Source organism: Kitasatospora sp. NPDC007106 (genome assembly GCF_040634455.1).
In the GTDB taxonomy this organism is placed as follows: Bacteria; Actinomycetota; Actinomycetes; order Streptomycetales; family Streptomycetaceae; genus Kitasatospora; species Kitasatospora arboriphila.
The window spans coordinates 1-7,010 of record NZ_JBEYFP010000295.1 but is presented as its reverse complement, the minus strand read 5'-3'; the positions used below and the strand labels follow the sequence as shown (position 1 = coordinate 7,010).

Here is a 7,010-nt window from a genome sequence, read left to right as displayed (position 1 = left end):
GCGGGCGGCGCGGGCGGCGGCGTCGGCGGGCAGCGGGCCGAGGCCGACGGGGCGGCCGACGGGGGTGTCGGGGCCGTCCCAGGTCTCGGGGCGGCAGGCGGTGAGCAGCCGGACGCGGTGCTCGGCGAGCCAGGCCGCGGTGGCGGCCCACCAGGCGCGGGAGGGGGCGGTGGGGGCCTCCTCGGGGGCGTCCAGCAGGACGAGCAGCGGGCGGGCGGCGTCGGCGCAGAGGCGGGCGGCCCGGTCGGCGGCGGGGGCGGGGACGGCGAGCCGGTCCGCGGCGCCGGCGAGGGCGCGGGCGACCGGGTCGGCGAGCGAGGTGTCGCCGGGGGCGAGGTCGGCGCCGCGCAGCCGGAGGGTCGGCAGCGGGCGGGTGCCCGCGCCGCGCCGTACGGCCAGGGCGGCGAGTTCGGTGCTGCGTCCGCTGCCGGGGGCGCCGACCAGCACGGTGAGCAGGTCGTCGGGTTCCTCGCCGGTGAGGCCGTCGGCCCGGTCGGTGCGGTCGGCGGCGAGCTCGGCCGTCCGGGACGGGCCGGGGCCGGCGGAGTGCAGCTGGGCGGCGGCGAGTTGGAGGACTCCGCCGAGGTTGAGTGCGGTGCCGTGCGCGGGGACGCTCTCGGCGTTGCGCCGCAGCAGCCGGTGCAGGCCCGTACCGGTGAGCGGGGCGGCCGCGACGGTGTCGGGGCGCTCGCCGCGCAGGGCCGGGGCGAGGACGGCGAGGACGGCGCCGGTGGTGGTGTCCAGCACGGGGGTGCCGGGCAGCACGGCCTGCGGCGGTACGGCGAGGACGAGGGTGCCGGGGACGGCGTGCAGGCCCTCCGGCAGCACCAGCACGGCGGTGCAGCGGCCGGCCAGGCCGACGGGGTGCGGGGCTGCGGGTGTCCCGTCCGGCGCGGTGGGGCGGAGCAGGGCCAGCGGCCGCCCGTCGGCCCGGTCGGCGTCCTGCGCGATCGGGAGGGCGGCCGGGAGAGCCGCCGGAAGGGCCCCGGCGGGTGCGGCGGGCGCATTGGCCGGGTCCGGCCCGGGCGGGCCGTCGGCCGCGGGGTGGAGCAGGGCGAGGCCGAGCTCGGGCAGCAGCTCGGCGGCGTCCGGGCCGAGCGGCCGGAGGGTGCCGTCGGGCAGTCGGAGGGTCAGGGCTCCGGGGCCCGCGGCGACCTCGTGGGCGGTGACCACGGTGCCCTGCGGGTCGGCGGTGAAGCCGAGGCCGCGGAGCCGGCCCGTTCCGTCGAGGACGCCCACCAGGGCGTCCGCGGGTCGGGGCGGGCGCGGCCCTGCCGTCGCCCCCGGCTGGTGTCTGCCCGCCATCCGCGCCGCCCCTCCCGCCGGGTCAGCCGGCGGCCGGCCCGGCCGCCGTACTCACCGCGGGGAGTCTGCCCCCGGCGGACGGCGCACCACCCTGCGCGCGCCGTTCACGACACCGGTTCACTCCGTGCGCTCGCCCGAAAGGGTGAGCACGCGGAGTGAACCGGGAGCGGCGGGAGCGAAGAGGCCGCAGGTCAGCCGACGAAGACGGCCACCGGACGGGCGTGCCCGCCCTTCTCCTCGACCAGGGCGAGGAAGCGGCCCTCCGGGTCGAAGACCGCGATCGGGCCGTCCGTGCCGAGGCCGGGGGCCTTGAGCCGCATGCCGTGCGAGAGCAGCTTGGCCTGCTCGGCGTCGATGTCCCAGCGGGGGAAGGCGGCGGCCGCCGCGTCGGCGATCGGCAGCACCTCCAGCTTCTCCTCCAGCTGCTCCAGGGTGCGGGCGTGCTCCAGGCCGTACGGGCCGACCTTGGTGCGGCGCAGCGCGGTGAGGTGGCCGCCGACGCCGAGGGCCTCGCCGAGGTCGCGGGCGAGCGCGCGGATGTAGGTGCCGGAGGAGCACTCGACGGTGACGTCGAGGTCGATCACCGGGGTGCCGTCCTCGGCGGTCGCGGCCCGCTGCTCGTGGACGGTGAAGGAGTGCACGGTGGTGGGCCGGGCGGCGAGTTCGAAGTCCTCGCCCTCGCGGACCCGGGCGTAGGAGCGCTTGCCGTCGATCTTGATGGCGGAGACCTTGGACGGGACCTGCATGATCTCGCCGGTCAGCGCGGCGATCCCGGTGTCGATCGCCTCCCGGGCGACGCCGTCGGCCGGCGTCGAGGCGGTGACCTCGCCCTCCCGGTCGTCGGTGATCGTGGTCTGGCCGAGCCGGATCGTCGCCTCGTAGGTCTTGTTGGTGAGCATCAGGTGGCCGAGCAGCCGGGTGGCCCGCTCGACGCCGAGCACCAGCACGCCGGTGGCCATCGGGTCGAGGGTGCCGGCGTGGCCGACCTTGCGGGTGCCGGCCAGCCATCGCAGCTTGGCGACCACGCCGTGCGAGGTGATGCCCTCCGGCTTGTCGACGACGACCAGGCCGTCCGGACCAGTTCCCTTGCGCTTCATGGGTTCTTTCTTCGCGGAATGGGTGGGCGGGGTCAGCCGGCCAGCGCGGCCCGGAAGCGGGCCACCACCGTCTCGACGTCCTCGCGGGCGGCGAAGCCGGCGGCGTAGACGTGCCCGCCGCCGCCGAGTTCGGTGCAGGCCGCGGCGACGTCCACGGCCCCCTTGGAGCGGCAGGAGCCGCGCAGGGTGCCGTCCGGGTCCTGCTTGAGCACGAGCGCGACCTCGGCCTCGGCGGGCCGCCGGAGCACGTCGATCAGGCCCTCGATCTCCTCGACGGTGACGCCGAACAGGGCGAGCTCCTGGTACGGCACCCAGGTCCACACCAGGCCGCGGCCGCCGACCGCGTCCGGCTCGAAGACCGCGCGCCCGAGGGCGCCGGCGAGCACCTTGAGGTAGCCGAACGAGGAGGTGTCCCAGAGCTGGCGGGAGATCAGGTCGTGCCGGATGCCGGTGGCGAGCAGCCGGGCGGCGAGCTCGTGGGTGGCCGGCGTGGTGGCGGCGTACTTGAAGGAGCCGGTGTCGGTGGCGACGCCGGTGTAGAGGCAGGTGGCGAGCGCCTGGTCGAGCGGGACGCCGAGGCGGCGCAGCAGCTCGTCGACGAGCACGGCGGTGGCCGGGGCGCCTGGGTCGATCAGCCGGTGGGTGCCGAAGCCCGGGTTGGAGGCGTGGTGGTCGAGGACGACCATGACCGGGGCGGCGAAGGCCTTGTCGCGGAGCAGGCCGAGGCGGCCCTCGGAGGCGACGTCGAAGCAGAGCACCAGCTCGGGCACGTCGGGGACGTCCGCGGCGGGCACGATCAGCTCCTGGCCGGGCAGGAAGGACAGCGACTCGGGGACGATCTGCGGGTCGTCGCCGAAGGAGACCCGGACGCGGTGGCCGAGCGAGCGCAGTGCGAGGCCCGCGGCGAGCGCGGAGCCCAGGGCGTCGCCGTCCGGGTTGATGTGGCAGATCAGGTCGATGTCGCTGGCCCGCCCGATCTCCGCCACGACGCGCTGCCACTCGTGGTCGAGGCCGGAGGCCTCCGTGCGTGGCCCCGGAAGCACCGCGAGGGCAGGCCCCACCGTGCTGGTGGAGACCGCCCCCGCGGTACCGGCCGCCGTCGGCTCGCCGGTCATGCCTACTCGTCCTCGTCCGCGTCGTCGTCGCGGGTGCTGCGGTACGGGTCCGCCTCGCCGGCGTAGCTGGCGCCGGCGGCGGCGGTGCGCACCGCCGCGTCGGACTGGCGGGCCCGGTCGAGCAGGTCGTCGATGTTCTTGGCGTTGTCCGGCAGCGCGTCCGCGACGAAGGTCAGGGTGGGCGTGAAGCGCACCCCGGTCTGCCGGCCGACCTCGGAGCGCAGGACGCCCTTGGCGCTCTCCAGGGCGGCGGCGCTGGCCTGACGCTCGGTCTCGTCACCGTAGACGGTGTAGAAGACGGTGGCCTCGCGCAGGTCCCCGGTGACCCGGGCGTCGGTGATGGTCACGTAGCCCAGACGCGGGTCCTTGATCCGGCGCTGCAGGGTCTCGGCGACGACCACCTGGATGCGGTCGGCGAGCTTGCGCGCCCTTGCGGTGTCGGTCACGTTGCCTCCTCGTGCGATGGGCCCGGTACCCGGGTCGGTCGCGCACCCGGTGGGGCCCCTGCCCCAACGTACCTGCCCGCGCCCAGCCTTGTGGGCGCTCTCGGTCCTGATCGGTGTGACGGTGGCGACTCCCGCTCCCGCGGGGGCGTCCCGCCCGACCGGTGGTCACTCATCGTCGTCGTGGTGGTACCGCCTCCGTGCGGAGAGCAGCATCACCTCGGGGCGGCCGGCGACGAGCCGCTCACAGCTGTCCAGGACCTCGGTGACGTACGAGGCGTCCCCGGAGACCACCGCGAGGCCGATCTCGGCCCGGCGGTGCAGGTCCTGGTTCCCGACTTCGGCAGCGCACACGCTGTACTTGCGCTGCAGTTCGGCCACGATGGGCCGCACGATCGAGCGCTTCTCCTTCAACGAGTGGACGTCACCCAGGAGGAGGTCGAACGTGAGTGTTCCTACGAACATGTGTGGCAGGTCAGAGCCGACCTGGAGGCCTCGGAGAGATCCCTGCTCGGGGATGTACGAGGACCCTACACAGCGAGACCGGGGCCGGTCGACGGGTTATGCACCCGCCGGCCAGCCCCGGACAGTGAGCCGTTACGAGCGCGGCTTCTCGCGCATCTCGTAGGTCTCGATGACATCGTCGACCTTGATGTCGTTGTACGAGCCCAGGGTCACACCGGCCTCGAAGCCCTCGCGGACCTCGGTCGCGTCGTCCTTGAAGCGGCGCAGGCCCTCGATGTTGAGGTTCTCCGCCACGACCTTGCCGTCGCGCAGCAGGCGGGCCTTGGTGTTGCGTCGGATGACGCCCTCGCGCACCAGGACACCGGCGATGTTGCCGAACTTGGAGGAGCGGAACACCTCGCGGATCTCCGCGGAGCCGAGGCGCACCTCCTCGTACTCGGGCTTGAGCAGGCCCTTGAGCGCGGCCTCGATCTCCTCGATCGCCTGGTAGATGACCGAGTAGTACCGGATGTCGACGCCCTCGCGGTCGGCCGCGGTACGGGCACGCCCCTCGGCGCGCACGTTGAAGCCGATGATGATGGCGTCCGAGCCCATCGCCAGGTCCACGTCGGACTCGGTGATGGCACCCACACCGCGGTGCAGGATCCGGAGCTCGACCTCCTCGCCCACGTCCAGCTTGACGAGGGCGTCCTCGAGGGCTTCGACGGAACCGGAGACGTCACCCTTGATGATGAGGTTGAGCTTCTCGATGGAGCCGGCGGCCAGGGCGGCCTCCAGACCCTCGAGCGAGACGCGGACACGGCGCTGGGCCATGGACGCGTTGCGGTCGCGGGCGGCGCGCTTCTCGGCGATCTGGCGGGCGGTGCGGTCCTCGTCGACGACGATGAAGCTGTCGCCGGCGCGGGGCACCGAGGTCAGACCGAGGAGCAGGACCGGACGGGACGGGCCGGCCTCGTTGAGGCTGTTGCCGTTCTCGTCCAGCATCGCGCGGACGCGGCCGTAGGCGTCGCCCACGACGATCGAGTCGCCGACGCGGAGCGTGCCGCGCTGGACGAGCAGCGTCGCCATGGCGCCGCGGCCCTTGTCCAGGTGGGCCTCGATCGCGATGCCCTGCGCGTCCTGCTCCGGGTTGGCCCGGAGGTCGAGCGAGGCGTCCGCGGTGAGGACCACGGCCTCCAGCAGCTGGTCGATGTGCAGGCCCTGGCGGGCGGAGATGTCGACGAACATGGTGTCGCCGCCGTACTCCTCGGCCACCAGACCGAACTCGGTCAGCTGGCCGCGGACCTTGGTCGGGTCGGCACCCTCGACGTCGATCTTGTTGACCGCGACCACGATCGGCACGCCGGCGGCCTTGGCGTGGTTCAGCGCCTCGATCGTCTGCGGCATGACGCCGTCGTTGGCCGCGACCACCAGGATCGCGATGTCGGTCGACTTGGCACCACGGGCACGCATGGCGGAGAACGCCTCGTGACCCGGGGTGTCCAGGAAGGTGATGCGGCGCTCCTCGCCGTTCACCTCGGTCTGCACCTGGTAGGCACCGATGTGCTGGGTGATGCCGCCGGCCTCGCCCGCCACCACGTTGGTCTTGCGGATGGCGTCGAGCAGGCGGGTCTTGCCGTGGTCGACGTGACCCATGACGGTCACGACCGGCGGACGCGGCGCCAGCATCTCCTCGTCGCCCTCGTCGGCACCGAAGTCGATGTCGAAGGACTCGAGCAGCTCGCGGTCCTCGTCCTCACGGCTGACGATCTCCAGCACGAAGCCCATCTCGCCGGCCAGCAGCTCGAGGGTGGCGTCGGAGACCGACTGGGTCGCGGTGACCATCTCGCCCAGGTTGAACATCACCGAGACGAGCGCCGCCGGGTTGGCGTTGATCTTCTCCGCGAAGTCCGTCAGGGAGGCACCGCGCGACAGGCGGACGGTCTGTCCGTTGCCGCGAGGAAGCATCACACCGCCGACGGACGGGGCCTGCATGGCCTCGTACTCCTGGCGCTTCGCCCGCTTCGACTTGCGACCGCGGGCCGGACGGCCACCGGGACCGCGACCGAAGGCACCCTGCGTGCCACCACGGCCACCCGGACCACCGGGACGGCCGCCGAAGCCACCGGGACGGGCACCGCCGCCGCCGAAGCCGCCACCGCCACCGGCACCGCCACCCGGACGCGGGCCGCCGAAGCCGCCGCCCGCCGGACGCGAGCCCGGACCGGCCGGACGACCGGCGAAGCCGGGACGGCCGCCACCGGCACCGGGACCACCCGGACGGGCACCGGGGCCGCCACCCGGGCGCGGGCCCGGACGCGGGCCCGGACCGGCCGGACGCTGCGGCATCATGCCGGGGTTGGGACGGGGCATGCCCGCGGGGCTCGGGCCACCGGGACGCGGCGCGGCGGGACGGGGCAGCCCGTCCGGACGCGGAGCGCCACCGGGACGCGGAGCACCGGTACCGGGACCACCCGGACGCGCGCCACCGGGACGCGGGGCACCACCGGCACCGGGTGCACCGGCACCCGGACGCGGACGGTCGCCGCCCGGACGCGGGGCACCACCGGCACCGGGTGCACCGGCACCCGGACGCGGACGGTCGC

The 7,010-nt window shown here is 74.8% G+C and carries 5 protein-coding genes and 1 pseudogene; all 6 read right to left on the bottom strand.

Going from position 1 to position 7,010, the window contains the following annotated elements; genetic code table 11:
- Positions 1–1,305: pseudogene (locus tag ABZ641_RS21265) on the bottom strand (hypothetical protein); the annotation flags it as partial.
- A 191-nt stretch (positions 1,306–1,496) separates the two neighbouring features.
- Entirely contained in the window at positions 1,497–2,402 is a 906-nt protein-coding gene (gene truB, locus ABZ641_RS21260) for a tRNA pseudouridine(55) synthase TruB (RefSeq protein ID WP_359983901.1), read from the bottom strand.
- A gap of 32 nt (positions 2,403–2,434) precedes the next feature.
- Complete coding sequence (locus ABZ641_RS21255; protein WP_359983898.1) at positions 2,435–3,517, bottom strand: bifunctional oligoribonuclease/PAP phosphatase NrnA; 1,083 nt, start codon at positions 3,515–3,517, stop codon at positions 2,435–2,437.
- A gap of 2 nt (positions 3,518–3,519) precedes the next feature.
- Complete coding sequence (gene rbfA, locus ABZ641_RS21250; protein WP_344628441.1) at positions 3,520–3,963, bottom strand: 30S ribosome-binding factor RbfA; 444 nt, start codon at positions 3,961–3,963, stop codon at positions 3,520–3,522.
- Positions 3,964–4,128: 165 nt separating this feature from the next.
- Entirely contained in the window at positions 4,129–4,425 is a 297-nt protein-coding gene (locus ABZ641_RS21245) for a DUF503 domain-containing protein (protein ID WP_030274794.1), read from the bottom strand.
- Positions 4,426–4,557: 132 nt separating this feature from the next.
- The coding region (gene infB / locus ABZ641_RS21240) for a translation initiation factor IF-2 (protein WP_359983895.1) at positions 4,558–7,010 on the bottom strand (2,453 nt) is incomplete at its 5' end.

Coding starts and splice junctions, on each gene's coding strand:
- ABZ641_RS21255 (WP_359983898.1), bottom strand. CDS start 3,517: ATGACCGGCGAGCCGACGGCGGCCGGTACCGCGGGGGCGGTCTCCACC.
- ABZ641_RS21245 (WP_030274794.1), bottom strand. CDS start 4,425: ATGTTCGTAGGAACACTCACGTTCGACCTCCTCCTGGGTGACGTCCAC.
- truB (WP_359983901.1), bottom strand. CDS start 2,402: ATGAAGCGCAAGGGAACTGGTCCGGACGGCCTGGTCGTCGTCGACAAG.